Origin of the sequence: Streptomyces sp. NPDC019443, from assembly GCF_044389785.1 — a bacterium.
Taxonomy (GTDB): Bacteria; Actinomycetota; Actinomycetes; order Streptomycetales; family Streptomycetaceae; genus Streptomyces.
This window is the reverse complement of the sequence record NZ_JBIRYJ010000003.1, coordinates 799,083-822,530: the sequence shown is the minus strand read 5'-3', so window position 1 is coordinate 822,530 and position 23,448 is coordinate 799,083. Positions and strand designations below refer to the sequence as shown.

Annotated in this window: 28 protein-coding genes, 2 pseudogenes and 1 riboswitch; of the genes and pseudogenes, 17 read left to right on the top strand and 13 right to left on the bottom strand. The window is 70.3% G+C overall.

Annotated elements, in window-relative coordinates; all coding sequences use genetic code 11:
• Window positions 1-12: 12 nt before the first annotated feature.
• Together ACH492_RS14140 and bioB are read right to left on the bottom strand one after the other, a co-directional pair.
• Entirely contained in the window at window positions 13-1,308 is a 1,296-nt protein-coding gene (locus tag ACH492_RS14140; protein WP_398986137.1) for an adenosylmethionine--8-amino-7-oxononanoate transaminase, read from the bottom strand.
• The gene (gene bioB, locus ACH492_RS14135; RefSeq protein WP_398986135.1) at window positions 1,301-2,473 is read right to left on the bottom strand and encodes a biotin synthase BioB; all 1,173 of its coding nucleotides are present in this window, start codon (window positions 2,471-2,473) and stop codon (window positions 1,301-1,303) included. The genes ACH492_RS14140 and bioB overlap by 8 nt, the downstream gene beginning before the upstream one ends.
• A 145-nt stretch (window positions 2,474-2,618) precedes the next feature.
• On the opposite strand from bioB, the gene ACH492_RS14130 reads away from it, so the two are divergent.
• Window positions 2,619-3,764, top strand: coding sequence for an 8-amino-7-oxononanoate synthase (locus ACH492_RS14130; RefSeq protein ID WP_398986133.1), 1,146 nt, complete (start codon window positions 2,619-2,621; stop codon window positions 3,762-3,764).
• 69 nt (window positions 3,765-3,833) lie between these two features.
• Here ACH492_RS14130 and ACH492_RS14125 read toward each other — a convergent pair.
• Window positions 3,834-4,217 (bottom strand): annotated as a pseudogene (locus tag ACH492_RS14125) (helix-turn-helix domain-containing protein); the annotation flags it as partial.
• 229 nt (window positions 4,218-4,446) lie between these two features.
• Between ACH492_RS14125 and ACH492_RS14120 the strand changes: the two are divergent.
• On the top strand, window positions 4,447-4,878 hold the full coding sequence (locus ACH492_RS14120) for an ATP-binding protein (RefSeq protein ID WP_398986131.1): 432 nt from the start codon (window positions 4,447-4,449) through the stop codon (window positions 4,876-4,878).
• 14 nt (window positions 4,879-4,892) lie between these two features.
• On the opposite strand, the gene ACH492_RS14115 is transcribed toward ACH492_RS14120, so the two are convergent.
• On the bottom strand, window positions 4,893-5,804 hold the full coding sequence (locus ACH492_RS14115) for a LysR family transcriptional regulator (protein WP_398986129.1): 912 nt from the start codon (window positions 5,802-5,804) through the stop codon (window positions 4,893-4,895).
• Window positions 5,805-5,886: 82 nt separating this feature from the next.
• On the opposite strand from ACH492_RS14115, the gene ACH492_RS14110 reads away from it, so the two are divergent.
• On the top strand, window positions 5,887-6,516 hold the full coding sequence (locus tag ACH492_RS14110; RefSeq protein WP_398986127.1) for a LysE family translocator: 630 nt from the start codon (window positions 5,887-5,889) through the stop codon (window positions 6,514-6,516).
• Between the two features lie 46 nt (window positions 6,517-6,562).
• Here the strand turns inward: ACH492_RS14110 and ACH492_RS14105 are convergent, their stop codons facing one another.
• From ACH492_RS14105 to ACH492_RS14095, 3 genes are all read right to left on the bottom strand, one after another.
• Complete coding sequence (locus ACH492_RS14105) at window positions 6,563-7,039, bottom strand: C40 family peptidase (protein ID WP_398986125.1); 477 nt, start codon at window positions 7,037-7,039, stop codon at window positions 6,563-6,565.
• A 2-nt stretch (window positions 7,040-7,041) separates the two neighbouring features.
• Window positions 7,042-7,228, bottom strand: a riboswitch (cyclic di-AMP (ydaO/yuaA leader).
• Window positions 7,229-7,546: 318 nt separating this feature from the next.
• Window positions 7,547-7,855, bottom strand: coding sequence for a hypothetical protein (locus ACH492_RS14100; RefSeq protein WP_398986123.1), 309 nt, complete (start codon window positions 7,853-7,855; stop codon window positions 7,547-7,549).
• A 7-nt stretch (window positions 7,856-7,862) separates the two neighbouring features.
• Window positions 7,863-8,507 (bottom strand): ATP-dependent Clp protease proteolytic subunit, encoded by a 645-nt coding sequence (locus ACH492_RS14095; RefSeq protein WP_398986121.1) that lies wholly within the window; start codon window positions 8,505-8,507, stop codon window positions 7,863-7,865.
• 80 nt (window positions 8,508-8,587) lie between these two features.
• Between ACH492_RS14095 and ACH492_RS14090 the strand changes: the two genes are divergently transcribed.
• Window positions 8,588-8,869: a type II toxin-antitoxin system Phd/YefM family antitoxin gene (locus tag ACH492_RS14090; protein ID WP_398986119.1), complete on the top strand. Its 282-nt coding sequence runs from the start codon at window positions 8,588-8,590 to the stop codon at window positions 8,867-8,869.
• 102 nt (window positions 8,870-8,971) lie between these two features.
• On the opposite strand, the gene ACH492_RS14085 is transcribed toward ACH492_RS14090, so the two are convergent.
• A complete protein-coding gene (locus tag ACH492_RS14085) occupies window positions 8,972-9,961 on the bottom strand; it encodes an ABC transporter permease (RefSeq protein ID WP_398986117.1) in 990 nt (329 codons plus the stop codon).
• Between the two features lie 107 nt (window positions 9,962-10,068).
• On the opposite strand from ACH492_RS14085, the gene ACH492_RS14080 reads away from it, so the two are divergent.
• The 8 genes from ACH492_RS14080 (at window position 10,069) to ACH492_RS14045 (ending at window position 16,981) form a co-directional block, all read left to right on the top strand.
• Window positions 10,069-10,689 carry a TetR/AcrR family transcriptional regulator gene (locus ACH492_RS14080; protein ID WP_398986115.1) on the top strand — a complete coding sequence of 207 codons (621 nt, stop codon included), beginning with the start codon at window positions 10,069-10,071 and terminating at the stop codon, window positions 10,687-10,689.
• A gap of 136 nt (window positions 10,690-10,825) precedes the next feature.
• Window positions 10,826-11,128, top strand: a complete 303-nt coding sequence (locus ACH492_RS14075; RefSeq protein ID WP_398986113.1) for an urease subunit gamma — start codon at window positions 10,826-10,828, stop codon at window positions 11,126-11,128.
• A 15-nt stretch (window positions 11,129-11,143) separates the two neighbouring features.
• Window positions 11,144-11,455, top strand: a complete 312-nt coding sequence (locus tag ACH492_RS14070) for an urease subunit beta (protein WP_398986111.1) — start codon at window positions 11,144-11,146, stop codon at window positions 11,453-11,455.
• Window positions 11,448-13,169 carry an urease subunit alpha gene (locus ACH492_RS14065; protein WP_398986109.1) on the top strand — a complete coding sequence of 574 codons (1,722 nt, stop codon included), beginning with the start codon at window positions 11,448-11,450 and terminating at the stop codon, window positions 13,167-13,169. The genes ACH492_RS14070 and ACH492_RS14065 overlap by 8 nt, the downstream gene beginning before the upstream one ends.
• A gap of 9 nt (window positions 13,170-13,178) precedes the next feature.
• The gene (locus tag ACH492_RS14060) at window positions 13,179-13,841 is read left to right on the top strand and encodes an urease accessory protein UreF (protein ID WP_398986108.1); all 663 of its coding nucleotides are present in this window, start codon (window positions 13,179-13,181) and stop codon (window positions 13,839-13,841) included.
• Between the two features lie 19 nt (window positions 13,842-13,860).
• Window positions 13,861-14,538, top strand: a complete 678-nt coding sequence (gene ureG, locus ACH492_RS14055) for an urease accessory protein UreG (RefSeq protein WP_398986106.1) — start codon at window positions 13,861-13,863, stop codon at window positions 14,536-14,538.
• Window positions 14,535-15,275: an urease accessory protein UreD gene (locus ACH492_RS14050; protein ID WP_398986104.1), complete on the top strand. Its 741-nt coding sequence runs from the start codon at window positions 14,535-14,537 to the stop codon at window positions 15,273-15,275. Before ureG ends, ACH492_RS14050 begins: the two co-directional genes overlap by 4 nt.
• A 128-nt stretch (window positions 15,276-15,403) precedes the next feature.
• A complete protein-coding gene (locus tag ACH492_RS14045; RefSeq protein WP_398986102.1) occupies window positions 15,404-16,981 on the top strand; it encodes an alpha/beta hydrolase in 1,578 nt (525 codons plus the stop codon).
• 64 nt (window positions 16,982-17,045) lie between these two features.
• Here ACH492_RS14045 and ACH492_RS14040 read toward each other — a convergent pair whose 3' ends face one another.
• Window positions 17,046-18,080 (bottom strand): NAD-dependent epimerase/dehydratase family protein, encoded by a 1,035-nt coding sequence (locus ACH492_RS14040; RefSeq protein ID WP_398986100.1) that lies wholly within the window; start codon window positions 18,078-18,080, stop codon window positions 17,046-17,048.
• A 65-nt stretch (window positions 18,081-18,145) separates the two neighbouring features.
• Window positions 18,146-18,853 carry a lysophospholipid acyltransferase family protein gene (locus ACH492_RS14035; protein WP_398986097.1) on the bottom strand — a complete coding sequence of 236 codons (708 nt, stop codon included), beginning with the start codon at window positions 18,851-18,853 and terminating at the stop codon, window positions 18,146-18,148.
• Window positions 18,854-19,359: 506 nt separating this feature from the next.
• Between ACH492_RS14035 and ACH492_RS14030 the strand changes: the two are divergent.
• Both ACH492_RS14030 and ligD read left to right on the top strand, forming a co-directional pair.
• A pseudogene (locus tag ACH492_RS14030) lies at window positions 19,360-19,494 on the top strand (ATP-dependent DNA ligase); the annotation flags it as partial.
• Entirely contained in the window at window positions 19,491-20,408 is a 918-nt protein-coding gene (gene ligD / locus ACH492_RS14025; protein ID WP_398986095.1) for a non-homologous end-joining DNA ligase, read from the top strand. The pseudogene ACH492_RS14030 and the gene ligD, both read left to right, overlap by 4 nt.
• A gap of 2 nt (window positions 20,409-20,410) precedes the next feature.
• Here the strand turns inward: ligD and ACH492_RS14020 are convergent, their stop codons facing one another.
• Window positions 20,411-20,611, bottom strand: a complete 201-nt coding sequence (locus tag ACH492_RS14020) for a DUF5988 family protein (RefSeq protein WP_398986093.1) — start codon at window positions 20,609-20,611, stop codon at window positions 20,411-20,413.
• A gap of 117 nt (window positions 20,612-20,728) precedes the next feature.
• Here ACH492_RS14020 and ACH492_RS14015 point away from each other — a divergent pair, with 117 nt between their 5' ends.
• The 3 genes from ACH492_RS14015 to ACH492_RS14005 all read left to right on the top strand — a co-directional run bounded on the left by ACH492_RS14015 (window position 20,729) and on the right by ACH492_RS14005 (window position 22,203).
• Entirely contained in the window at window positions 20,729-20,959 is a 231-nt protein-coding gene (locus ACH492_RS14015) for a DUF6296 family protein (RefSeq protein ID WP_307664860.1), read from the top strand.
• Window positions 20,960-21,127: 168 nt separating this feature from the next.
• A complete protein-coding gene (locus ACH492_RS14010) occupies window positions 21,128-21,667 on the top strand; it encodes an ATP-binding protein (RefSeq protein WP_398986091.1) in 540 nt (179 codons plus the stop codon).
• A 143-nt stretch (window positions 21,668-21,810) separates the two neighbouring features.
• Window positions 21,811-22,203, top strand: coding sequence for an SSI family serine proteinase inhibitor (locus ACH492_RS14005; RefSeq protein WP_398986089.1), 393 nt, complete (start codon window positions 21,811-21,813; stop codon window positions 22,201-22,203).
• Between the two features lie 42 nt (window positions 22,204-22,245).
• Here the strand turns inward: ACH492_RS14005 and ACH492_RS14000 are convergent, their stop codons facing one another.
• The gene (locus ACH492_RS14000; protein WP_307664863.1) at window positions 22,246-22,404 is read right to left on the bottom strand and encodes a hypothetical protein; all 159 of its coding nucleotides are present in this window, start codon (window positions 22,402-22,404) and stop codon (window positions 22,246-22,248) included.
• 75 nt (window positions 22,405-22,479) lie between these two features.
• The gene (locus ACH492_RS13995) at window positions 22,480-23,433 is read right to left on the bottom strand and encodes a cytochrome c oxidase assembly protein (RefSeq protein WP_398986086.1); all 954 of its coding nucleotides are present in this window, start codon (window positions 23,431-23,433) and stop codon (window positions 22,480-22,482) included.
• Between the last annotated feature and the right edge of the window lie 15 nt (window positions 23,434-23,448).

The window sequence follows — 23,448 nt, the reverse complement described above, 5'->3', positions numbered from 1 at the left end:
CTTGCGTGGGGATCACCCCGACGCCGCCGACGCGCACACCGCCCGCACTATCCGGGCCACGTCCTCGTCAGCCGACACAAACGGCGGCATGGTGTAGATCAGGTCCCGGAAGGGCCGCAGCCACACCCCCTCGCGCACCGCCGCCTCCGTCGCCGCCGCCATGTCCACCTCGTGGTCCAGCTGTACGACGCCGATCGCCCCCAGCACCCGTACGTCCTTCACACCCGGCAGCCCGCGCGCCGGCGCCAGCCCCTCTGCCAGTGCGGCCTCGATCCGCTTGACCTCCTGCTGCCAGTCCTGGCCGAGCAGCAGATCGATCGATGCGCAGGCCACCGCCGAAGCCAGCGGGTTGCCCATGAACGTCGGGCCGTGCGCCAGTACCGGCACCTCGCCCTGGGAGATGCCGTCCGCCACACGCGAGGTGCACAGCGTCGCCGCCATGGTGAGATAGCCGCCGGTCAGCGCTTTGCCCAGGCACATCACATCCGGCGAGACCCCCGCGTGCTCAGCCGCGAACAGCGCGCCCGTACGGCCGAACCCCGTCGCGATCTCGTCGAAGATCAGCAGCACGCCGTGCTCGTCGCACGCCTCCCGCAGCACCCGCAGATACTCGGGGGAGTGGAACCGCATCCCGCCCGCCCCCTGCACCACGGGCTCCACGATCACCGCGGCCAGCTCGTCCGCGTGCTGCGCGACGGCGTCGCGCAGCTGCTGTGCGTACGACTCCTCGAAGGCGGCCGGAGGCGCATCCACGAAGATCTGGCGCGGCAGCACCCCCGACCACAGCTCGTGCATCCCGCCCTCGGGGTCGCACACCGACATCGGCTGCCAGGTGTCCCCGTGGTACCCGCCGCGCCACGTCAGCAGCCGCTGCTTGGCCGGCCGCCCCACCGAGCGCCAGTACTGCAGGCACATCTTCACCGCGACCTCGACCGAGACCGAGCCCGAGTCGCAGAGGAAGACATGGCGCAGCGGCTCGGGCGTGATCTCGACCAGCCGGGTCGCCAGCCGTACGGCGGGTTCGTGTGTGAGCCCGCCGAACATCACATGGCTCATCCGCTCCAGCTGGCTGTGCGCCGCCTCGTTGAGCACCGGGTGGTTGTAGCCGTGGATCGCCGACCACCAGGACGACATGCCGTCGATCAACTCGCGCTGCCCGTGGACCGGGTCGGCCAGCCGCAGCCGTACCCCGGACGCCGACTCGACGATCAGCGGATCACTGCGCCCGGGCATGGGGCCGTATGGATGCCAGACATGCGCCCGGTCCAGGGCCAGCAACTCGCCGGGGCCGAGACCCGACTCAGGCATTGGGCGCCAGATCGGTGCCGGCGCCACGGCGGCGTACCGCGACCAGATCCGTACGGGCGCCAGGCCCTTGTGCCGCCGGCACCTGAGCGGCGGGCTCGCTGTCACCGCATGGCGCGCACCCGCCGGAGTGCGAACCGCATCCGCCCCCGGCCGCGCTGTCCGTCCGGTGTTCCGGCAGCGTCGTCGTGCCCGCGCCCTCCACCTCGAACCCCGCGTCCGCGATCATGTCGAGGTCGGCCTGCCCGGCCTGCCCCTCGCTGGTGAGGTAGTCGCCGAGGAAGATCGAGTTGGCCAGGTGCAGCGCAAGCGGCTGCATCGAGCGCAGATGCACCTCGCGCCCGCCCGCGAGCCGTACCTCCACGTCCGGGCAGACGAACCGGACCATGGCCAGGATGCGCAGCGCGCGCTGCGGGGTGAGGTTCCACTCCTTGGCGAGCGGCGTGCCCTCGAACGGGATCAGGAAGTTCACCGGCACCGAGTCCGGGTCCAGCTCGCGCAGCGAGAAGACGACATCGACAAGGTCATCGTCGCTCTCGCCCATGCCCGCGATCAGCCCGGAGCAGGCGGAGAGACCCGCGGCCTGCGCCTGGTGCACCGTGTCCACCCGATCGGCGTACGTGTGGGTGGTGGTGATGTCCACGTATGTCCCCTCGGACGTGTTGAGGTTGTGGTTGTACGCGTCTGCGCCCGCGGCCCGCAGCCGCTCCGCCTGCCCACCTGAGAGCAGCCCGAGACAGGCGCAGACCTCGACGCCCTCGTTCTGCTCCTTGATCGCCTCGATCGTCTTGGAGACCCGGTCGACGTCGCGGTCCGTCGGGCCGCGGCCGCTGGCCACCAGGCAGACCCGCTTGGCGCCGCCCGCCACCCCCGCCGCGGCCGCCTGCGAGGCCTCGTCGGGCTTCAGCCAGGTGTACTTGAGGATCTCGGCCTTGGAGCCGAGCCGCTGAGAGCAGTACGAGCAGTCCTCGGGGCACAGCCCCGACTTCAGGTTGACGAGATAGTTCAGCTTCACCCGACGCCCGAACCACTGGCGGCGTACCTTGCCGGCCGCGGCCACCACTTCGAGCAGATCATCGTCGGAGGTCGCCAGCACGGCGAGCGCTTCTTCACGGGTCGGCAGCTCGCGCCGCAACCCCTTCTCCACCAGCGTGTTCAGCAGGTCCATGGCGCAGATCCTGACGTACGGCACACGTCCGGGCCAAGGAGGAACCCCACAACAGAGCATGTTTGAGGTGTGTGCATGGCCACATCCGCTCTGCGAGTGAGCCCGGTTAGGGTCTGTGCGCTGCCTACAAAAGGACCGGACCACCATGCCCCAGGATCCTTTCGACTGGATCGACGACGAGTCGCGCCGCCGTGAGCGTGCGGGTCTCGTGCGTACGCTCCGGCCGCGCACCGCCGACTCCGAGCTGCTGGATCTCGCCAGCAACGACTACCTGGGTCTCACCCGTCGTCCGGAGATCACCGGCGCCGCGGCTGAGGCGGCCCGCCGCTGGGGCGCGGGGGCCACCGGCTCCCGGCTGGTCACGGGCAGCACAGCGCTCCACGCCGAGCTGGAGCGGGAGCTTGCCGCCTTCTGCGGATTCGAGGCAGCTCTGGTGCTGTCCTCCGGCTATGCCGCGAACCTCGCCGCCGTGACCGCGCTGAGCGGCCGCGGCTCGCTGATCGTTTCCGACGCGGGCAACCACGCCTCGATCGTGGACGGCTGCCGGCTCTCGCGCGCGGAGACCGCGGTCGTCCCACACGCCGACGTCGATGCCGTACGCAAGACGCTCGACGCGGACCCCGGGCGGCGCGCCCTCGCGGTCACCGACTCGGTCTTCTCGGTGGACGGCGATGCCGCTCCGCTGACGGACCTCGCCAAGGCGTGCAGTGAGCACGGCGCCGCGCTGCTCGTCGACGACGCGCACGGTCTCGGCGTACTCGGCGACGGAGGGCGCGGAGCGCTGAACGCCGCGGGCATCGCGGGCGGCGCAGGCGTCGTCGCCACGCTCACCCTTTCCAAGTCCCTGGGCAGCCAGGGCGGAGCGGTCCTCGGCCCGGCCCGGGTGATCGACCACCTGGTCAACACCGCCCGTACGTTCATCTTCGACACGGGCCTGGCGCCCGCCGCCGCGGGAGCCGCGCTGGCGAGCCTACGGCTCCTCGGCCGTGAACCGGCGCTGGCCGAGCGGGCCCGCACGGTCGCCGCGACCCTGCACCGCCGGCTCACCGACGCGGGCCTGACCGCCGCACGACCGGACGCCGCCGTCGTCTCCGTACGGGCGCCGTCCCCGGAGTCCGCGCTGCGCTGGGCCGCCGACTGCCGCGCCGCCGGGCTCGTCGTGGGTTGTTTCCGCCCTCCGTCGGTGCCGGACGGCATCTCCCGGATCAGGCTCACGGCGAGGGCAGATCTGACGGCTCAGCAGATCGAGGCGGCGATCGCCACGATCATCGGGACCGCGCCCGTCAATTGACCGTCAGCCGACGTCAATTGACGGTCTCCTCGTCACCTGCGGTCAAAAAGCGGGACCAGGCCTGCTGGCGGACGTCTGCAACAGGCCCGGCACCACCGAGGTCTCCAGCGTGCGCGCCGCACATGCATTGGCCTCCAGACTGATGAAGTCCCGGTACTCGGGCGGGATCAGCCCGCGGAACGCATGCCACCAGCCGCTGCCCGCACCGCCCGCCGCGCCCGCCAAGGTCTCGAGCGGCGACCCCAGTTGAGGATCACCAACGCCGTACACTTCCAGCAGCAGGGTCACATCGGCCGCCTTGACCCCGCTGGCGCCGGTCTCGATCCGGCTCACTTTCGACTGGTGCCAGCCCGCCAGCCGCCCGGCCTCCCGGCTGGTGAGGCCCGCGTCCAGGCGCAGCCTCCGCAGCTCCTCGCTGAGTTTGCGACGGCACACCGCGGGGCCGTGCCGCATCTCCCGCTCCTTTCCGAACAGTGCCCAAATCGTGAGTGGGCCGCCCAAATACGGTCTCGCGTAGCAGAGTTCACCGCTTTGAGCGACAGATATATGCACATCTTGGTGGATCGCCGCCCCTGACGGCACGATAGGTGGCACTCTGGCGCGAAGCGCAATCCGTGGCCGTCCTCGCATTCATCCGCTACGAGTCGGAGCCCGGCCCCGGTGGGAAAGGGACAGCGTCGCCATGGCAGACCATCAGGAAGCCTCCGTCACTCTGCCGAGCGCCCCCGCCTCGGTCTCCGCCGCCCGGAGATATGCCACCGACGTCGTCTCCGAATGGGGCCTGCCGGTCGAGACCGAAGCCGTCGACACCGTCCGGCTGATCGTCTCCGAACTCGCCACCAACGCCGTTCAGCACACCTTCGGCCAGTCGCCCACCTTCACCGTGGACCTGCGCCTCGAGCGGGACGAGGAGCTGCGCATCGGTGTCACCGACAGTCACCCCCGCTGGCCGCAGCGGCTGCCCGCCGCCGTCCGCCAGGACAACGGCCGCGGCATGGTCATCATCCGCAGCCTCACCGCGGAGTGCGGCGGACAGCTCCTGGTCACCCCGACCCCGGAGGGCGGCAAGACCGTCTGGATCGTCCTGCCGTGGACCGTACCGGTGCGGACCTGATCACGGCCCGGCGGTCAGTTTCCCGCGCGACCGAACGCGCCGCGCAGCAGAGCCCGCAGTGACTCGGCAGCCGGCCCCGACTCCTCGCCGCGGTGTGCCACCGAGATCGTCCGCCGGAACGCCGCCGGTTCCAACTGCCGTACGCCGAGCGGTGTCGCGGCCATCGCGGCGACCATCTCCGGCACAACCGCCACCCCGAGCCCCGCGCTGACGAGCGCGCACACCAGCGCATAGCCCGGCGACTCGCAGACCACGGCGGGACTCGCCCCCGCCTGAGCCAAGGCACCCTCGACCCCCTTGCGCGACGGATGCGAAGGAGCGCTGCTGATAAGCGGCTGGCCCGCCAGCCCGGCCACCGGCAGTCGGCCCGAGCCGCCCGCGAGCGCATGGCCGGGCGCCGTGACCAGAACCAACTCCTCCACCAGCAGTGGATCCAGCACCACACCTGCGGGCAGCGGCGCCGATTCGCCCGGTTCGTACGCATGGGTCAACGCCAGATCCACATCGCCCGCCGCCACGGCCAGGACCCCGGCCGGTGGTTCGTACTCCGCGACGGTGAGCTCCACATCCGGATGCGCACGGCGAAACGCGCTCAGGACCGGCGGCAGCAGATGGATGCCGACCGTCGTGAAGGTGCCCACCCGCAGCCGCCCGCCGGACAGACCTGCCAGCCGCGCCAGCTCGTGCCGCGCCTGCTCCATCTCGTCCAGCACCCGGCGGGCCCGCGTCGCCAGCAGCTCGCCCGCGGCCGTCAGCCGCGCCCCGCGGTGGTGGCGCACCAGCAGCGCCGCCCCCGCCTCGCGCTCCAGCTTGGCAAGTTGCTGCGAGAGCGCGGGCGCGGTATAGCCCAGACGGGCTGCGGCCCGGGTGATCGAACCGGCCTCGGCGACCGCCACCAGCGCCGCCAGCCGTGTCGGGTCGTACATGGCACCCCTTAAGCATTGCTTTGGGCAGACCTAGAAGATTGCAAGTACACGCTAAGGCCCGCTCCGGTCCAGGATGGCTGCCATGGACGCACAACTCGTCGCCTTCACCGGGGTCGCCGCGGGCATGGTCGCCATGCCGGGCGCGGACTTCACCGTCGTCGTACGCAACGCCCTCGCCTCCCGGCGCGCGGGCGTGGCCTGTGCCGTCGGCGTCGCCGGGGGACTGCTCGTGCACACCGCGCTCGCGGTGGCGGGGCTCGCGGCGGTCCTGGTGGCGGTGCCGGTGCTGTTCCGCACGCTGCAGATCGTGGGCGGCGCCTATGTGCTCTACCTGGGGGTACGGGCGGTGCGCGGCGCGCTGCGTCCGGCGCTCGCCGGGCCGGACCTGGAGCGCGAGGCGGGCGACGGCGTCGGACGCAGTCTGCGGCAGGGCTTCCTCACCAACGTCCTCAATCCGAAGGCGCCGGTCCTCTTCCTCAGCCTGCTACCGCAGTTCGTGCCGGACGGTGCGCCGGTGCTGCCGCGCACCTTGCTGCTTGCCGCGATCGTCGTCGTCCTGGCGCTGTTCTGGTTCCCGGCGGTCGCGCTGCTGGTGGACCGGCTCGGGACGTGGCTGCGGCGGCCGCGCACCACCCGCGCCGTGGAAGGCGTCACCGGCGGGGCACTCACCGCGCTGGGCGTGACCCTGCTGGCCGAGCCGCTGGCGCACTGACGCGGTGTGGCGCACCGGGAGCGTGTCCGGTGCGCCACCGGGGCCGTCAGCGCACCCGGCCGTACCAGACGCGCTTGGTCCAGATCTTCTCGAGTTTCACCCAGGAGCCCGACTTGGGCGAGTGCCAGATCTTGCCGCTGCCGGCGTAGATCCCCACGTGGTAGACGCTGCTGCCGGAGTGGAAGAAGACCAGATCCCCTCGCTGGCGCGAGGACGCCGAGACATGGCGGGTCTTGTTGAACTGCTGCTGGGCGGTGCGTGGGAGCTTCTTGCCCGCCTTCTTGTACGAATAGAGCGTCAGCCCCGAGCAGTCGAACCGGGATGGACCCGACGCGCCGTACTTGTACGGCGCTCCCTTCTTCGAAGAGGCAACCTGAAGTGCCTTGTTGGCGTGGGCCGTAGCCGCGAGTGCCTCGGAAGCGGCGCCCGGCACCAGCACTGAGCCGCCGACGGCGGCGAGGGTCAGGGCCGATACGGCGCCTGCCCGGGTCAGCAGAAACGGGACGTGAATCTGCGCAGCCATGCGCAACCCTTCGTCAGCCGCCTGTGAAGGATGACCTGTCGGGTTCGGACGGACGAAGATGCCCGGCCGCGGAATGCGGCTTCACCCCGAGGGACGACCGGACTGTCCGGATGTCCCGTACTGCTTGGGTCCTCCACTCCTGCCGGTGCACTTCTGTCGACCAGACATCCGGAGCGGCGGCAGGACTCGGCGTCCGCCCGGACCGCCCCGCCAGGGATGGCGGGGGCTTGTCGTCCCAGGGATCTTGACCCACATCACGCCGGAATTCCGAGCCGAAACGGCGGTATGTGAGGTTCGACACCACTGACCTGTTCGGGTGGACAGAGTTGATTTGGGGCCCGGCTACGGACACCTGAGGACTCCCGCACCAGCAGCGGAACAGCCCATTCCGCCAGATCGGTAGTCGTGGTGCGCAACTTCTCCGTAGTAGTTCAGGAGACCGCAACTACACCGAATGGGGGACGACTGCAGGTACCCCAATGGCCGTTGACGGAAGCGGAGGATTCGTCAACTCATGGAGGCGGGCGGCATTGTCACCCGGCGCGCCCTGCGTTCGCCGTCGAGAACCCTGAGCGCCTCGGCGAGGGTCGACGCATGGACCTCGCTCTCGCCGCGCATATGCATCAGCGTCAGGGCGTCCTTGAGCGCGGTGGCCCGGCCGACCAATGCCTGTGCCGCACGCAGCGCTCCATAGGTGTGCGTTGAGCGGGCCGGATTGATCCGTCCCAGGAGATCGAGGACTTCGAGATAGCTGTCGATGAACTCGCACTCGGCGCGGGTCAGCGCCGGCAGCGGCGGCAGTTCGGGTAGCGGCATCGGGCGTTCACCTGGAACCGGGGGCGGAGAGTGACGTCTTGCGGTTCTTGATCACGTGGTCGACCAGTCCGTAGGCCTTGGCGTCCTGCGCCGCGAAGATCTTGTCGCGCTCCAGGTCGGCGGCGATCCGCTCCGGACTCTGGCCGGTGTGGCGTACGAGCATCCCGGCGAGTTGGGCGCGCAGCCGCAGCAACTCCTGTGCCTGGATCTCCAGATCGGACGGCTGGCCCTGCAACGGCTCCTCGAACGCGGGCTGCTGGACGACAATCCGGGCGCCGGGCAGCGCCATCCGCTTGCCGGGGGCGCCGGCGGCGAGCAGCAGGGCGGCGGTCGATGCTGCCTGCCCCAGACAGGTCGTCTCCACGTCGCAGGTGACCACCTGCATCGTGTCGTAGATGGCGGACATGGCGCTCAGCGAGCCGCCGGGGGAGTTGATGTAGAGGGAGATGTCCCGGTCCGGGGCGGCGTACTCGAGGTGCAGGAACTGCGCGATCACATCGTTGGCCGCGGTGTCGTCGACGACGGTGCCGAGGAAGATGATCCGCTCGTCGAGCAGCTTGGAGTACGGATCAAGGGTGCGGGATCCGCCGGTGGTGCGCTCGGTGAACTGGGGCAGGACGTAGCGGGCGGCAGGGCGGGCAGGGCGGTTCATGACGTACCTCTCCTCGCGCAGGTATAGCTGGGGCCTCTGTAAAAAATGTACAGGACGTACAGGCCGTTATGATGGGGAGCATGGCCTACGAGATTCCGGTGACGCAAGCCCGCGCAGAGCTCGCCGAACTGATCAACCGCGTTGTCTACGGCGGGGAGCGAGTCGTCGTGACCCGGCACGGGAAGCCGCTCGTGGCGCTTGTGTCGGCCGCTGACCTGGAACGACTTGAGAAGGAGCAGGAGGCTGCCGAGGAGCAGGTGATCAGCTCGGTGTCCTCGCTCGGCTCGGTCGCGTCCGCTTCCGGCGAACGGGGACGCTTCGGTCTGGCGGCCGAGCACCGCCGCCCCGACCGGCGCGACTGACCGAGCCCCACCGCGCCCCACCGCGCCCCACTGCGCAAGGGACACAGAAAGGGCCGCGCGCCCCCGTCCGCTACAGCGGGGACACGCGGCCGGTCGAAGGGATCAGCCGGCAGGTACGGGGGTGGCTTCCCGGCGTTCCGCGGCCACGACGGGCCGCCCGCCCCGACGCGCTCCCGCCAGCACCGCGGCCAGTCCGAGCGTGGCCCAGAGCGAGAGGGTGAGGACGGCCGCCCCCGCGGCGCTGCCGTCGAAGTACGCCACCGAGCGGAGCAGCGTGGCGCCCGCGCCCGGCGGCAGCATCTGGCCTAGCGTTCCGGCCGGTTCCGGCAGCAGTTCGGGCGCGCTCGCGGCTCCGGAGAACGGGTTGCCGATCAGCACCATCAGCAGGCCGCCGAGGGCGACTCCCGGTGCGCCGATCAGAGCGCCGAGCCCGGCCACCCCCGCACTCGTGGCGAGGACCGTCAGAGCGAGCACTCCCGCCTCGGCCCACCAGGAGCCGCTGAGCACGCCGAGCCAGCTGTCGGCCAGCAGGGCCGCGGTGATGCCGGCCAGGACCGCGGCGCCGATCAGCGCGGCCGCTGTGCGCGCCCCGCGCAGTCGCAGCAGGGTGACGGCCGCGCCGGCCGCGACGCCTGCCAGCGCCAGCGGAAGGATGCTCGCGCCGAGCGCGCTGCCGCGCGGGTCGCCGGCGGATGTCGGCACGACATCCGTCACCTGTACCGGGGCGCCGGCCGGAGCCTGCGAGGTGACGGCCTCCTTGAGGAGCTGAGCGACGACAGGGCTCGCCGCCGACGCGGTCAGCAGCTGCGGGCTCCGGTCGGTGACGACCACCGCTCCGTATACGACCCGATCCTCGATCGCGGTGCGGGCGGCGGCCTCGTCGTCGTAGCGGTGAACGTCGAAGGCTCCCTCCTGCTGCTCGAAGCGCTCCTCCAGCTGGGCGGTCGCGGCGGCAGGTCCTGCGATGCCGATGGGCAGGTCGCGGGGTGCGGTTCGGGCCGCCGGCCAGGCGAAGGCCCAGAGGGCGAGCGCCACCACGGCGGGGATCAGCACCATCACCGCGACCATGCGGCGGGTGGGCGTAGCGGACATGTTGACCCTCAATTCAAAGAGAAGGATCGTTCGTTTTTATGGTTGGCCTCACTGTCCCGCCGGGATCCGTCCTTGTCAAGAAGGAATGTTCGTTTTAGATTTGTCGCATGGCCCGCGTATCCCAGGAACACCTCGACGCCCGCCGCCGCCAGATCCTCGACGGCGCCGCCCGCTGCTTCGCCCGCAATGGCTTCCACGCCACATCGATGCAGGACATCCTGCGCGAGGCAGACCTGTCGGCAGGCGCCGTCTACCGCTACTTCCGCAGCAAGGAGGAGCTGATCGCGGCCATCGCCGACGAAGCCTTCGCGGCGATCCGCGGAGCCTTCGAAGAGGCCGCCCGGACCACCCCGCCGCCGACCCCCGTCGTACTGCTCGGCCGAGTGCTGCGCCGGATGACTGAGGAGCAGGTGCCCGGCGGGGACAAGCAGGCCTTCGCCCGGCTGGTCGTGCAGGTGTGGACCGAGACGCTGCGCAACGAACAGCTCGCCGCGACCCTCGAGGAGGGCTACGACGGAATGCGCCAGCTGTGGGCGAAGCTCGTCGACGCGTACCGCGACAACGGCCTGATGGGCGCCGACGTACCCGCCGACCATGTGGCCCGCACGCTCATCGCCACAGCCCAGGGCTTCATCGCCCAGCAGGCGCTCTTCGGCGATGTCCGGGTCGATGTGCTGGAGGACGGTCTGCGGGCGCTGATGTCGATGGGGGATACAAAGATCAGTTAACGCGACGGAAAAGATTCCGCCTTACCGTTCAACCCCTGCCCGCGAGGTGCTCGTCTACAGGTCGACGGAGCGTTGACGTGACCTGGAGCCCGCTGCGCCCAGGCGGGCCCGGGCCGGACGACTGTGAGGTGGACGCGTGCAACTCTCCCCGCACGAGCAGGAAAGACTGCTCATTCATGTGGCAGCCGACGTTGCGGAGAAGCGCCGTGCGCGAGGGGTGAAGCTGAACCACCCCGAGTCGGTCGCCCTCATCACCTCGCACCTCCTCGAAGGGGCCAGGGACGGACGCACCGTCGCCGAACTCATGGCGTCGGGCCGCAAGGTGCTCACCCGCGCGGACGTCATGGAAGGCGTCCCCGAAATGATCCACGACGTCCAGGTCGAGGCGACCTTCCCGGACGGCACCAAGCTCGTCACCGTCCACGACCCGATCGACTGAGGGGGAGGACCACCGATGATCCCCGGAGAGATCCTCTACGCCGAAGGGCGCGTTCCCCTCAACGAGGGCCGCGAGGTCACCCGCCTCAGCGTCGTCAACGCCGCCGACCGCCCCGTGCAGGTCGGCTCCCACTACCACTTCGCCGAGGCCAACCCCGGTCTGGACTTCGACCGCGCGGCCGCCCGCGGCCTGCGGCTGAACATCGCGGCGGGCACCGCCGTGCGCTTCGAGCCCGGTATCCCCGTCGACGTCGAACTCGTCCCCTTCACCGGACTGCGCGTCATCGCCGGACTTCGGGGAGAGACCGGAGGTGCGCTCGATGCCTGAACTCAACCGTGCCGTATACGCCGACCTCTTCGGCCCGACCACCGGCGACCGGATCCGCCTGGCCGACACCGGCCTCTTCGTCGAGATCGAGGAGGACCGCTCCGGCGGACCCGGACTCGCGGGCGACGAGGCTGTGTTCGGCGGCGGAAAGGTCATCCGCGAGTCCATGGGCCAGTCCCGTACGACGCGTGCTGAAGGCGCGCCCGACACGGTGGTCACCGGTGTCGTCATCATCGACCACTGGGGCATCGTCAAGGCCGACATCGGCATCCGCGACGGACGGATCGCGGGCATCGGCAAGGCCGGCAACCCCGACACGATGGACGGCGTTCACCCCGACCTGGTCATCGGCCCCGAGACCGAGATCATCGCCGGCAACGGGAGGTTCGTCACCGCGGGCGCGATCGACGCGCACGTCCACTTCATCTCGCCGACGATCATCGACCAGGCCCTCGCGACCGGCGTCACCACCCTCGTCGGCGGCGGCACCGGACCGGCCGAAGGTACCAAGGCCACCACCATCACGCCCGGGCCGTGGCACCTTGCCCGGATGTTCGAGGCGATGGACTCCCTGCCCGTCAACATCGGACTGCTCGGCAAGGGCAACACCATGTGCCGCGAGGCCATGCACTCCCAACTGCGCGGCGGGGCGCTCGGGTTCAAGATCCACGAGGACTGGGGCTCGACCCCCGCCGTCATCGACGCCTGCCTGAGCGTCTGCGAGGAGACCGGCGCGCAGCTCGCCATCCACACGGACACGCTGAACGAGGCGGGCTTCGTCGGCGACACCCTCGCCGCCATCGCGGGCCGCACGATCCACGCGTACCACACCGAGGGCGCGGGCGGCGGGCACGCACCGGACATCATCACCGTGGTCTCCGAGCCCTATGTCCTGCCCAGCTCCACCAACCCGACCCGGCCGCACACCGTCAACACCATCGAGGAACACCTCGACATGCTGATGGTCTGCCACCACCTCAACCCGTCCGTGCCCGAGGACCTCGCCTTCGCCGAGTCACGGATCCGGCCCTCCACCATCGCTGCCGAGGACATACTGCACGACCTGGGCGCCATCTCGATCATCTCCTCCGACTCCCAGGCCATGGGCCGCGTCGGCGAAGTGATCATGCGTACCTGGCAGACCGCGCATGTGATGAAGCAGCGCCGGGGCGCACTGCCCGGGGACGGCCGTGCCGACAACCACCGCGCACGTCGCTATGTCGCCAAATACACCATCAACCCCGCGGTCGCACAGGGCCTCGACCACGAGATCGGCTCGGTGGAGACCGGTAAGCTCGCCGACCTGGTGCTGTGGGACCCGGCGTTCTTCGGCGTCAAGCCGCTCCTCGTCATCAAGGGCGGGCAGATCGCGTACGCGCAGATGGGCGACGCCAACGCCTCCATCCCGACCCCGCAACCCGTCATGCCGAGGCCGATGTTCGGTGCGCTGGGGCGGGCAGCGTCGGTGAGCTCGGTCAACTTCGTCGCCGAGGCGGCGATCGAGGACGGACTGCCCGAACGCCTGGGCCTGGCCAAGAAGTTCACACCGATCACCAGCACCCGGCACGTCACCAAGTCCGATATGCGGGAGAACGACGCCCGGCCGCGAGTCGAGGTCGACGCCGACACATTCACGGTGAGAATCGACGGCGAGCCGGTCGAGCCGGCACCCGCCGCCGAACTCCCCATGGCTCAGCGCTACTTCCTCTTCTGATGAGCCGCGATGAGTAGAGCAGCCTTGCTGGTCCTCGCCGACGGCCGGTTTCCCGCCGGTGGGCACGCCCACTCCGGCGGAGTCGAACCGGCCGTCAAGGCGGGGCGGGTCCGCGATGCCCGGGACCTGGCGGAGTTCTGCCGGGGGCGGCTGCACACCACCGGCCTCACCTCGGCGGCGCTGGCCGCCGCGGCCGCCCTGGGCCTCGACCCGCTGGAGCTGGACGACGCGGCCGACGCCCGTACCCCCTCGCCCGCGTTGCGGGCCACCGCCCGCAAGCTCGGCCGGCAGATGATGCGCGCCGCCCGCTCCACCTGGCCCAGCACCGAACTCGACGCGCTGGCCGCCGCCCGCCCGCGCGGCGCCCACCAGCCGATCGTCCTCGGGCTCGCCGCCCGCTGTGCCGGGCTCGGCCCCGAGGACGCCGCGCACTGTGCGGCGTACGAGACGGTCAGTGGCCCGGCCACCGCTGCCGTACGCCTCCTCAGCCTGGACCCCTTCGAGGCCACCGCCGTCCTCGCCCGCCTCGCACCCGAACTCGACCAGGTCGCCGAACGGGCGGCACGGGCCGCGCACGACGGCATCGAAGCGCTGCCCGCCGCATCAGCGCCGCTGCTCGACATCACGGCTCAGGCCCATGCCGCCTGGCCCGTACGCCTCTTCGCCTCGTAGGACATCAAGGAGCCGCACCATGCACCTCGACCACTCCCACGACGGTCCTGCCGCCGTCAGCGCCGACGCCGTGCGCCCCGACGGCAACCGGCGCGCCCTGCGCATCGGCCTCGGCGGACCCGTCGGTTCCGGCAAGACCGCCACCGTCGCCGCGCTCTGCGCCGAACTGCGCGACCAGCTGTCCATCGCCGTCGTCACCAACGACATCTACACCCGCGAGGACGCCGAATTCCTGCTCCGTCACGCCGTACTGCCGCCCGAGCGGATCCAGGCCGTCGAGACCGGCGCCTGCCCGCACACCGCGATCCGCGACGACATCTCCGCCAACCTCGAAGCCGTCGAGGATCTGGAGGAGAGCGTCGGCCCGCTCGATCTGATCCTCGTCGAGTCCGGAGGCGACAATCTCACCGCGACGTTCTCCAAGGGCCTCGTCGACGCCCAGATCTTCGTCATCGACGTCGCGGGTGGCGACGACATCCCGCGCAAGGGCGGCCCCGGCGTCACCACCGCCGACCTCCTCGTCATCAACAAGACCGACCTCGCGCCCCACGTCGGCTCCGATCTGCAGCGCATGGCCCGCGACGCCAAGGAACAGCGCGGTGAACTCCCCGTCGCCTTCACCTCGTTGAAGGGCGAGGAGGGCGTCGGCCCGGTCGCGGACTGGGTGCGCGCACAGTTCGCCGCCTGGACCGCATGAGCATCCAGGCCACCGCCCGTATCGTCGCCACCCGCGACGGCCTGCCGGTGCTGGTGAGCGACGGGCCGCTCGCCGTGCGCCGCACCCGCGGCACGGGCCCGTACACCCGCGTCACCGTCGTCGGCGCGATGAGCGCGCCGCTCGGCGGCGACCGGCTCGCCATCGAGGCCGACGTGGAGGAGGGGGCGCGGCTCCTCGTCGACTCCGCCGCCGCGACCATCGCGCTGCCCGGGCGGACTCCCGAACAGGCCCACTACGACGTGCGACTGACGGTCGGTGAGGACGCCGAGCTGCGCTGGCTGCCGGAGCAGCTCATCTCCGCGTACGGCAGCGATCTGCGCATGCGTACGCGGGTCGAACTGGCCGCCACCGCACGGCTGGTGCTGCGCGAGGAGCAGATCCTGGGCCGGTACGGCGAACAGTCCGGCACCCTCGCCACCCGCCTCACCGTCCACCGCGCCGGACGCCCCCTGCTCGACCAGGAGCTCGGCTACGGCCCCGGCGCACCCGGCGGCTGGGACGGCGCCGCGGTCCTCGCCGGACACCGGGCGGTGGGCCAACTCCTCGTCGTGGACCCGGAGTTCGGGGACAAGCCCGCCGAACCGCAGCTGCTCGGCGAGACCGCGGCCCTCACGCCGCTCGCCGGTCCGGCCTTTCTGGTCACCGCCGTCGCACCGGACGCCCGCCAACTGCGGCGCGTACTGGATCAGGTGCTGCAGGCCCAACTGCCCGGCTGACAGCACCGCTCAGCGGGACACCTCACACCGGTTATTGGTTCGGTAAAGAACACCAGTACGGCCTGTTCCCGGAAGCCCCGAAGACGAAAGGATCCCCGGAGACTCGAAAACTGAAGGGGGATTTCTACGTGAGACGCACAGCAGTGCTCGGCTCGGCCGGCACTCTGGTCGCGGGCACCCTCATAGCGGGCGCGATCGCGGCTCCGGCGGCAAGTGCCGAAGGCAGCATCAGTGGCTGGTCCGAGGCACGCGGTGTTCAGGTCGCCGCCGAGCGGGCCGCCAAGAAGGGCATCGACTGGACGGACTGTCCGGCGGACTGGGGGATCGCCAAGCCCATCCAGTGCGGCTGGGTGAGCGTTCCGCTCGACTACGCGCGGCCGAACGGCAAGCAGATCAGGATTGCCGTCGACCGGATCGGCAACACCGGTTCCCAGGCCGATCGCCAAGGCGCCCTCATCTACAACCCGGGCGGCCCCGGCGGCTCGGGCATGCGCTTCCCGGCCCGGGTCACGAACAAGAACCCGCTCTGGGCGGGCACCGCCAAGGCGTACGACTTCGTGGGCTTCGACCCGCGGGGCGTCGGTCACTCGACGCCGATCTCCTGTGTCGACCCGCAGGAGTTCGTCAAGGCGCCGAAGGCCGACCCGGTGCCCGACAGCGAGGCCGACAAGCGCGCCCAGCGCAAGCTCGCCGCGGAGTACGCGGACGGGTGCGCCGAGCGCAGCGGCTGGATGCTGCCGCACATGACCACGCCGAACACCGCGCGCGACCTGGATGTCGTCCGGGCCGCCCTCGGTGAGAAGAAGCTCAACTTCCTGGGCGTCTCCTACGGCACGTACATCGGCGCGGTCTACGCGACGCTCTTCCCCGGCCATGTCCGCCGGATGATCGTCGACAGCGTCGTCAACCCGTCGCGGGAGAAGATCTGGTACGAGGCCAACCTCGACCAGGACGTCGCCTTCCAGATGCGCTGGGACGACTGGAAGGCCTGGGTCGCCAAGAACGACGCGGCCTTCCACATCGGGGACACCCCGGAGAAGGTCGAGCAGCAGTGGCTGAAGCTGCGGGCCACCGCCAAGAAGAGCCCGCTCGGCGGGGTCGTCGGACCGGCGGAGCTCATCGGCTTCTTCCAGAGCGCTCCGTACTACGACTCCTCCTGGGTGCCCGTCGCCCGGACCTGGAGCAAGTACCTCGCCGGTGACACCCAGGCACTGGTCGACGCCGCGGCACCCGACCTGTCCGACACCGCCGGCAACATCGCCTCGGAGAACGGCAACGCCGTCTACACGGCCGTCGAGTGCGCGGACGCCAAGTGGCCGACCAGCTGGCGGAAGTGGGACCGGGACAACACCCGGCTCCACCAGGACTATCCCTTCATGACGTGGGCCAACGCCTGGATGAACCTCCCGTGCGCCACCTGGTCGTCCAAGCAGCAGACCCCGCTGTACGTGAAGTCGGGCAAGGGCCTGCCGCAGGTGCTCATCGTGCAGTCGACCCGTGACGCCGCCACTCCCTTCGAGGGCGCCGTCGAGCTGCACAAGCGGCTCAAGGGTTCGCGGCTGATCATCGAGAAGGACGCGGGCTCGCACGGTGTGACCGGCCTGGTCAACCCGTGCATCAACCAGCGGGTGGACGCCTACCTGCTCAGCGGCAAGCTGGACAGCAGCGATGTGACGTGCGCTCCGCACGCCACGCCGAAGCCGTAAGGCACAGCGATACGGGGGGAGGGGCGGCCGGTCACGGCCGCACCTCCTTCGCGTCCGGACCGGCTCACCGCGTTGCCTTCAGCCAGGAGTCCTCCGCCCCGTAGTCGAACCAGTCGTCCTCGTACTTGACGAGGCCACTGAAGATCTCGCGCCAGTGCCGGCCGTCGAGCTGCCGGGCCAGCCACTCGACGGTCGCCGGCAGAGCTGCGGCATAGCTCGTGACGGCCCGGTAGCCCAACTCCCGCTCGGCCGCCGTCATGTCGTACACGATCGGACGGTCCAACCCCCACGGGGTGAGCCCCACCGTCCCCGCCGGCGCCGGTCCGTCGACGAGGACGGTCTCGCTCGTCACACTGAGCGCCGCATCCACTCCCGCGCTGATCTCCCGGACCGTCGGCACGTCCGGATCACCGGCGTTGAGCACCCGCGAGCCCGGCTTCGCAGCCGCCAGCCGGATCAACTCGGCGAGATTGCCGACATGGACGGGGTGGAAGCGCGACTGCCCGTTGTACGCGAGGATGCGTACCGGCCGCCGGTCCAGCGCCCGCTTCACGAAGTACAGTTCGCGCGGACCACGGCAGTACGGTCCGTGGATCGCGCCCGCGCGCAGCAGCGTCGTCGGCAGCTCGGCGCCCGCCGCCAGCAGATCCCGCTCCAGAGCCACCTTCCGGGTGCCGTAGCTCGCCTCTCCGGGCGCCACGGTGGGCTGCCTCTCCGGGATCGGCACCGGGTAGGCCGGAAAGCCGTCGGGTTCGTCCTGGGTGTCGAAGCTGCGGCCCTGGTCGTCCTCGTACACCGCGCCGCTGGAGATCACCACCGCCGAGCCGATCCGGTCCGCGAGGCTCTTCAACTGCCGTGCGTGGCCCGGTCCGTACGCGACCATGTCCACCAACACGTCACAGCCGTCGCCGAGCACGGCGGCCAGCGCCGCATCGTCCTCCCGGTCGGCCCGCACTGCCCGCACCTCGCCGGGCCAGTCCTCGTCGCCGCCGCCGCGCGACACCGCCCGCACCTCCCAGCCGTCCGCGGCGAGCGCGCGCACCGCGGCCCGCCCCACCTGTCCGGTCGCTCCCAGCACAACTGCGCTTCTCGTGGTCATGGGAGGCACGCTAGGCGGGCGCCGGACGCCGGGCCCAGAGAAGTTCGCCGAGCGCGGATCCGCCCTCAGCTTCTGCGCCGCGGGAACTTCTTCGGCTGCTCCAGCTCCGCCTTGACGTCGGCTGCGTAACGGTCCACGTACTCCTGGCCGGACAGGTCGAGAATCGCATACATGATCTCGTCGGTGACGGCACGGATCGCCGCCTTCTCGTTCTCCATTCCCGCATAACGCGAGAAGTCCAGCGGCTCCCCGAACCGCACGGTGACCCGCTTGATCTTCGGCAGGACCTGCCCCGGCGGCTGGATCTCGAACGTCCCGACCATCGCGCACGGCACCACCGGCACCTGCGCCCTGAGTGCCATCACGGCGACGCCGACCTTGCCCTTGTAGAGCCTGCCGTCGTGCGAGCGCGTGCCCTCGGGATAGATCCCCAGCAGCTCACCCTTGCTCAGCACGCCCAGCCCCTCGCGGATCGCCGCCTTCCCGGCCTCCTTGCCGGAGCGGTCCACCGGGATCTGCCCGGCGCTGTGGAAGAACGCCGCGGTCAGCCTGCCTTTCAGTCCCGGCCCGGTGAAGTACTCGGCCTTCGCGAGGAATGTGATGCGCCGTTTGATGATCGCCGGCATCAGGAAGTGGTCCGAGAACGACAGATGATTGCCCGCGACGATCGCAGCGCCCTCGGCCGGGATGTGCTCGAGTCCCTCGATCCTGGGCCGGAACAGCAACCGCAACAGCGGCCCCAGAATGACGTATTTGAGCACGTAGTAGAACACGGGGGCGCTCCTCACTCCGCGGGACCGGCTCCAGGGCCACGTTGTGCCAGGTCATCAGGCATGCCGGGAGGGATCAGTGTAAGTGCAGGATCGCCACGTGTAAGCGTCTGCGATCAGACACATCCTGACTCGATCCGGCCCTCCTGACGTCATGTCAGGCGTCCTGAGGGCATCCACGCGCCGAGCAATGCCGCCCCGACCGTCACCGGGCCCCCGCCGCCGTCCGTGAGCCGTGTGAAGGACCGCCGCCGGTGGCCAGGCGGGGCACCCGTGCTGCTGCCGTTTGCCGACGGCGGGCCTGGGCACTCGCCCGGCAGGAATGATCGGAAGAGTCCGATGCGACAGGCGCCCCCACCCGAGCCGGATGCCAGGGCCCGTCCCGGCACCTGAGCCCACCACCTGAATCCGGCCGGACGGCAGCTGCTCCCCTGGAGGAGGCCATGACCGCGACCGACGCACTCGCGCACTACCGCGGCAAACGCGACTTCTCGAAAAATTGCGGAGCGGAACTGGTCGCGCAGATCGGATTCACCGAGTGGACACGCACCGGCATGCTGCGCCACCCCCGATTCCTGGGACTGCGCGACGACAAACGCGCCGCTGACGTGGTCCGCGAGCAACCCGTGGGAGGACCCCGATGAGCCCCGCACTGGACGTACCCGCCGGGCGCCGCACCGTACGGATCAACCGGCCGGACAAGGTGCTGTTCCCCGGCGAGGGAATCACCAAGGCCGACCTCGCGGAGTACTACCGCACCGTCGCCCGGCGCATGCTGCCGCAGCTGCGCGGGCGGCCGCTGATGATGGAGCGCCACCCGGACGGAATCGACGGACAGTCGTTCATGCACAAGGACGTGCCCGGCCACTTCCCCGACTGGATCCACCGGGCCGAACTGCCCAAGGAGGACGGCACCGTCACGTACATGCTCTGTGACCACACGGCCACCCTGCTCTACCTCGCCGACCAGGCGTGCATCACACCGCACCGCTGGCTGTCCAGGGCCGACCGCCCGGACCACCCCGACCGGCTGGTGTTCGACCTCGACCCGCCCGGGGACGACTTCACTCCAGTACGCGAAGCCGCCGGGGCGCTGCACCAGCTGCTGGACGAACTGAAGCTGCCGTCGGCAGTGATGACCACCGGCTCCCGCGGACTGCACGTCGTGGTGCCCCTGGACCGCCGCGTCCCCTTCGACGACGTACGCGTCTTCGCCCGCGATGTGGCCGAACTGCTCGCCGCACGCCACCCCGACGCCCTCACCACCGCACCACGGAAGCAGGCCCGGCGTGGTCGCCTCTACCTCGACGTCCAGCGCAACGCCTACGGCCAGACGGCCGTCGCGCCCTACGCAGTACGGGCCCGCCCCGGCGCTCCGGTCGCCACACCGCTAGCCTGGCCGGAGGTCGACGATCCGGACCTCGACGCCGGCCGCTGGACGATGAAGACCGTCACGGACCGCCTGAACAGGGACCCCTGGCAGGACGCCCTGCGCCGCGGTCGCTCACTGGCCCCTGCCCGCCGCCGGCTGGCTGCCCTCGGGGACGGCGGCGGCTGAGGTCACTCGGCGATCTCGGTCCGTTCCCACCACTCGTAGACAGGCAGGCGTCCCTCCGGGCTGTCCTGATGCCGCGAAGTGATCTTGAAGTGCTCGTACCCGCCGCGGTGCGGAATCTTCAGCTCTTGTCCGGGAGGGGTGATCGGAACGATCCGCTCGCGCAGGTCGTCCGGGCCACCCTCAAGGACTGCCTTTGTAGCCATATCCCCAGTGTCCTACCAGCGGGACGACCCGCACATCGGAATACGCGGTCGATTCGGGCCGCCGGGCGCGCCGACTCGGCGGACGTGGCCGACGATGGAAGAAGTCGGGAGGCTCCCATGGAATACCCAGAAAGCTACGAGTTGATATTTCAGGCGCCCGCCGTGGAGGACGACGTCGTGATCGTCCGGCGCACCGACAAGGCGGGAGCGGGCGGGTATCCGATCTACGAGGACGAAACGGGGATCGTACGCGCGGAGATCAGCGACCGGGGGGAGGTACGGATGCTCGCCAGCGGCGGCCATCAGGTGCCCAGGATGCCGATGACGGCACGCTCACTCAGCTCCTGAATCCGGCCCATGCCGGGGCGGCCGGCTTGCTCCGGACGGGCGACGTGTTGCGGTCTTGGGCACCCCCGGTCACTCTGGTGTGTGACCCAGAAGCGACATGCGCTCACTCTTCGCACTCGGGGGTCCGCAGCCGAAGAGGTGACCAGGTCGCGGTGAGGAGCAACGGTCATGCACGTCACGACCGCCTGCCGCTACACCTTGGAAGTGCAGGCATCCACAGAGCGGATTCCCCAGATCCGGCGCATTCTGGCAGCGCACCTTCGGTATTGGAGCCTCGAGCACCACATCACACCGGTCTGCCGCGCTGTCGACGAACTCGTCGGCAACGTCGTCCAGCACGTCGAGGGCGACAAGACATGCGTGGTGGAGGTGCGCTGGACGGGAAGGCACCTGATCGCGTCCGTGGCGGACAAGGACCGCCGGATGCCGCGGGTGACCAGTTCCTGCCCGAACAGGGGCGGGCTCGCCACCGTCGCGTTCCTCAGTGACAGCTGGGGCACATGCGGCACCGCCACCGGCAAGGTGATCTGGTTCAGCAGGCGCGTCAAGGAGGTCCAGCACATCCTGCGGGCCGCGCCTGTCCCGATGCTGCCCACGCGTGAGTTCAAGCCGCTGCCGCCGAACGCCCCGCTGCGGCGGGAGCCGGGCCCGGCCGCGCCGGAGAACATCCGGGAGCGGGATCGCGTCCGCGTCGCGGCAGTCGGCTGACGCAGGGGCCGTACGGGCGAAACACCTCGCCCGTACGCGCTACCCGGCCGCGCGGCGCCTTGTTCGCGCCGGCATCGACAGGTGCCCTGGCCATCTCCCCGGCCCGACCTCTGCGTCGGGCCCTCGAGAGCCAGGAGCACCGGATGCACCGTAGCGCCACCTTCGCCGCAGCTGCCCTGTTCACCCTCGCCGCGGCCGTTCCCGCCCACGCGGTCGCCGACGGGCCCACCGCGCCGCGGGGCCTGTTCCTGACCGTGTCCGGCAGCCAGAACACCTGGATCCGCGGGGTGCTGCTGCACTGTTCGCCGGTGCCCGGCGGGGCGCACCCCAATCCCGTCGCCGCCTGCGAGGAGCTCGCCGCCGCGCGCGGGGATCTGGACCGGCTGCCCGGCAATCCGCATCCGTGCATCGACAAGTTCGACCCGGTCACGGTCGGGGCCACCGGCACCTGGCGAGGCAGACCCATCCAGTGGCACAAGACGTATGCCAACGCGTGCGAACTCGACGCGGCAACCGGAGAAGTCTTCGACTTCTGAATCCTCTGCTTCCGCTCGGAGCAGGTTGCCCGGCGCGCCGCCTCAGTTTCCGCGCGAAGTGATCACCCCGATCGTCACCAGGCCGAGAACCACCCAGCCGAACCAGAGCCAGCCATTGCTTCCGAGTGCCGCCGTATAGGCCGTCACGACCACCAGGGTCCCGACGGTGAGCACTCCCATCGCCTTCGTGGATCCGGACATGCGCGCCCTCCTCCGACGGCCGCGGCCGTCAGAGCTCATCGTCACCCGTGAGGAGGGCCTTGCGCTACTGCCCGGCTACTGTCCGCGCGCTTGGAGCGAGGCGAGGTACGCGTTGTACGCCGCGAGATCCTTGTCGCCGTCCCGGTCCGCGGCACGGTCCAGGCGCCTCGCCTCCCGCTGCTCGGAGCGGTACCACTGGAAGACCAGCGCGACCAGCACCAGCACGGAAGGGATCTCGCTGAACGCCCAGGCGATGCCGCCGGCCGCGTTCTGGTCGGCGAGCGCGTCGATGCCGAGCGAGGCCGGCGGATTCTCATACGCCTTGATCATCGGTTCGGTCGCCATCATCAGCGCGATGCCGAAGAAGGCGTGGAACGGCATGCCCGCGAAGAGCTCCAGCATCCGCATCACATAGCCGGGCCGGTGCGGCCCCGGGTCCACGCCCATGATCGGCCAGAAGAACACCAGGCCGACCGCCAGGAAGTGCACCATCATCGCCACATGCCCGGTCTTGGACCCCATCAGGAAGTCGAACAGGGGCGTGAAGTAGAGCGCGTACAGGCTCGCGATGAAGAGCGGGATCGTGAAGACGGGGTGCGTGACGATCCGCATGTAGCGGCTGTGCAGCAGGGCGAGCAGCAGCTCACGCGGCCCCTTGCTGCCGCGGCGCGAGGCGACCGGCAGCGCGCGCAGCGCCAGCGTCACCGGCGCCCCGAGCAGCAGCATGATGGGGGAGATCATGCTGATCACCATGTGCTGCACCATGTGCACGCTGAACATGACCATGCCGTAGTCATTGAGCTTGGTGCACATCACCAGCGCCACGCTCAGCACGCCGACGGTGAACAGGACGGTACGGCTGACCGGCCAGCTGTCGCCGCGCCTGCGCAGCCGCAGCACGCCCCAGCCGTACAGACCGAGCCCGAGCAGACAGCCGATGAGGAAGAAGGGGTCCGGTGAGAGTTCGAGCCCCCGCCCCAGCGTGAACGGCGGCAGATCCATCGTCATGCCGTGCCCGCTGTGATCCATCCGCCGGCTCCTGCT